Raw genomic sequence first — 3510 nt, 5'->3', positions numbered from 1 at the left:
GGAGCAAGAGTTATGGCAACAGAAGATCAGAAGCAAAAAAATCTAATGCGCTTGATGACCCTTATGATTGGCGGCATGGCCAAGGCGCTGTATGACCTGTTTGGTGAATCGGCCTTTGCGACCATGAATGAGGTGGGAAAAACCACCATGTATATCATGGAGGAGGAGATGGGGTTGGGGCTTGACGGCGAGACGCCCATGGATGTTTTGAAGGAAATTGGTGGTATTTTTGCCAACGAAATGGGCTTTGTGGAGTCCTTTTCCACCTCTCAGGAGGGGAATCAAATGATACTTGCGGTCAATCGTTGCCAGGGGTGGGACTTGACCCAGTCAATCTTGAAAACCGGTGTTGAGATCCCCTTTACCTGTCCGATCATGAATGTCTGCCAGTCTGCCGTGGCTTGTATGGGGTTTTCCGTAAGAAAAAATATCGAAACGATCGCTGAAGTTCAGGGCTGCAGAATTATTTTTACCATGATAGAACGATAACACTCTGAGCATAGATGCCGGACAGTAGGACTTTTTCTTTAGAGTTCATGCGAGGTGGTGTTTCCTGTGAGCTGGAGAATCTCCAACTTTTGCCACGGAGAGATTGACTGCCGGCCAGTGAAGATCACGCTACAAGGAGTTACTGTAACGTACCAACAAGATTATATGCTAACGCGGGATGAACCCCCGTAACCCACGTAGTCAGTAGCGGTAGGATGGGCAAAGCGAAGCGTGTCCATCAATTCCTCTGAATTTCTTGTTTTTTAACAGGGGTTCAGCAGTAATGTATTAATAGGCTATTCTCTTGATGCATTCTGATGATTCCTTGCAGGCTGAAGTTCGACAATTCTCTCTTCCCGCATTATCGGTCTGAACTGCAAAGGGCTGTTTTTTCTCTCGTCACCTTTTTTATCCAATCCCGATGAACGGGATAAGCGCCTTACAGATTATTTTCTTGCAAAAAAAAACAAGAAAATAATCTGTAAGGCGCTTATGCTTTGAGGCCGCCGGCCCTGGTCGGAAGTCTTCCCTCCCTTTATGGATCAGTGCTTGACGCCAGGCTTCTTGGACGGCGTGAAAAAAACTCTGCGTTCCTTCCCTTTGGCTGTTCAGTGTGGTAAGTTGTATGTGGTTTCGGAGTGATGCATAACGTATGAGAAATACAGCCTTTGTGTTGGCTGTTGAACGTTCTGGTTTTTTCTTCTTTTCTGGTATTTTTTATGAGAAAAAAGCTTCAGGATATCCTTGAGTCGTTGGCGGCTGATTTGCCGGGATTTGAGTCGGCGGCAGTGGTGGCTGTTGGTGACGGGTTGTCAGTGGCGGAGTTGAGTCGTGATCCCCAGAAGGAGACGGCGGCAGCCGCGGCCTATCTGGCCTCTATTGTCAAGTCTAATACCCGGGCAATAAAGCTATTGACGGAGTCTCAACGAGCTGAAGACATTCTGGTTTCAACGGATCAGTTTTATTATTTGATTCGAGAAGTTCCCGGTCTTCCCTTTTTTGTCTTTCTTATGATTCGCCGTGAGGGATGGTTGGGTATGGCCAGGATGCTTATAAAGAAACTTGAGCCGGAGGTCGCTTCAATATTAACGACATATCTTGATGTCAGCGAGGAGATGTAAATTTGATGGAGTCTCAAAAATAATCTCCGGTTGCTGCGTTGCCGCAGATTACCTCGTCATCGCGAGGCACCAGAGCGCGTCTTATCCTTTGGAATTTGCGCACCTTATAGTTTAACGATTTTTGCTTATCCATTTTGTTTGATGACTTTTTGTGAATTCATCAAATCTGTAAGGCACTTATCCCGTTCATTGGGTTAGAAATAGAATTAACAGGCGATTTTTTATGAGTTGAAGAAGGGGGGCTTCAGCACAATGAAAATTCTGCAAAAACACATGCTTGTGATAGATGATGACGCTCTGTTTTGTGATGCGATTTCCTGTTCCGGTTGTGATCAGGAGATAATGGTGCATACAGCTCATTCCGCTTCTTCCGGTCTTGCCTTGTGCGGTCAGCACTCGATGGATGTGGTATTGCTTGATCAACAGCTTCCGGATAGGAACGGTCTGGATATTTGTACCGCTATTCTGTCCCGCAATATCAGGACAAAAATTATTCTGGCGACAGCGTTTCCGGAATACAATCATGCCGTTGAGGCTATAAAGTGCGGTGCATTTGATTATCTTGCCAAGCCTTTTGATATAGATACGCTCTGTCTGGCGGTTCGACGCGCCTTGCAGGCATCTGAGGTGGAGCAGGCCTCTGAATTGTCCGCCTGCAAAAAACGGAAGGAACCGGATCTGGTACAATTTGTCGGCTCTTCAGTGACAGCCCAGCGTGTTCGTAATGGCGCGCATCTGGTTGCTGGATCGCAGGCCCCTGTGTTGATCACCGGACCAACAGGGACGGGGAAAAGTCTGCTTGCACGTTATATTCATTATCACGGCAAGCGGCGGGATCGGGAATTTCTTGCGGTGAATTGTGCCGTTCTGCCTGAGAATTTGATTGAGGCCGAGCTGTTTGGGGTGGAGAAGGGGGCCTATACTGATGCTGGAACTACCCGGAGAGGGGTTTTTGAAATGGCTTCCAGCGGCACCCTTTTCCTTGATGAGATTGCGACCCTGCCCCTGCATTTTCAAGCAAAATTACTGGGGGTGCTGGATGATGGGCAGATTAAACGGTTGGGAAGTGAGACAAGTAGCACGGTTGACGTGAGGATTATCGCGGCGACGAACTGTGATTTGCGGGAAGCGGTGCGTCAGGGCCGGTTTCGTGAAGACCTGTTTTACCGGCTTTCGGTGCTTCACCTTGAGTTGCCGTCTCTGGCGAGCAGGTCAGAAGATATTCCTGAACTCTGTCATTTTTTTCTTGCGCCGGAACTGGCTGAGCGGCTGGATACGGACGAGCTTGCGGTGCTTATGGCATATTCCTGGCCGGGAAATGTCCGGGAACTTAAAAATAGTTTGGAACGGGCCTCCCTTTTGGCAGAAGGGGAGGAATTTGCTCCGTCACGCTTTCTTAATAGGCGCCGGCAGATTGATGGGAGTTCCGGTCTGTTGCCTGTAGAGCCTCTTCCGGCAGGATGTTCATTGAGAGATCTGGAGCGTAATTATATCATCCAGATGCTTCAGCAGTACAAGAATAATCGTAGCAAGGTTGCGCGCATACTGGATATATCACGTTCCACTTTGATTCGCAAAATGAAAGAGTATGGATTGGATCCGTCTGATCCCTGATGTGACGCAGTTGCCTGCGCCAAAGAAATGATGTACACACGCCTTGATGGTGTCGCAAATAGTCGCCAACTGTTGCCTTGCTGCAAATTGTCTCATTGCTACGGGCTAACTGCTTGTCATTCATTGTAAATTTGCGCGCATTGCATTTGACGTTTTTTGTTTTGCCATCCCTTTTGATGACTTTTTACGAATTCTTTAGGTTTTGGCTTTTGGTCTGAAATCCCACGTTATTGGAGCGTCTGGTTGAGGACACTGATCAGATCATTGATCTGAAACGGTTTGTTAA

At 47.6% G+C, this 3510-nt stretch carries 3 protein-coding genes; all 3 read left to right on the top strand.

Going from position 1 to position 3510, the window contains the following annotated elements; genetic code table 11:
- Positions 1-489: hypothetical protein (locus B3D59_RS00875; protein ID WP_286817194.1), on the top strand; the 489-nt coding region annotated here is incomplete at its 5' end.
- A gap of 719 nt (positions 490-1208) precedes the next feature.
- Positions 1209-1610: a roadblock/LC7 domain-containing protein gene (locus tag B3D59_RS00870; protein WP_286817193.1), complete on the top strand. Its 402-nt coding sequence runs from the start codon at positions 1209-1211 to the stop codon at positions 1608-1610.
- A gap of 252 nt (positions 1611-1862) precedes the next feature.
- A complete protein-coding gene (locus tag B3D59_RS00865) occupies positions 1863-3224 on the top strand; it encodes a sigma-54-dependent transcriptional regulator (RefSeq protein WP_286817192.1) in 1362 nt (453 codons plus the stop codon).
- The last annotated feature ends 286 nt before the right edge of the window (positions 3225-3510 follow it).

Origin of the sequence: Desulfobacter sp. UBA2225 (genome assembly GCF_002348205.1) — a bacterium.
Classification (GTDB): Bacteria; Desulfobacterota; Desulfobacteria; order Desulfobacterales; family Desulfobacteraceae; genus Desulfobacter; species Desulfobacter postgatei.
Note: the sequence above shows the minus strand (reverse complement) of the source record. Positions and strands in the feature narration are given on the sequence as shown.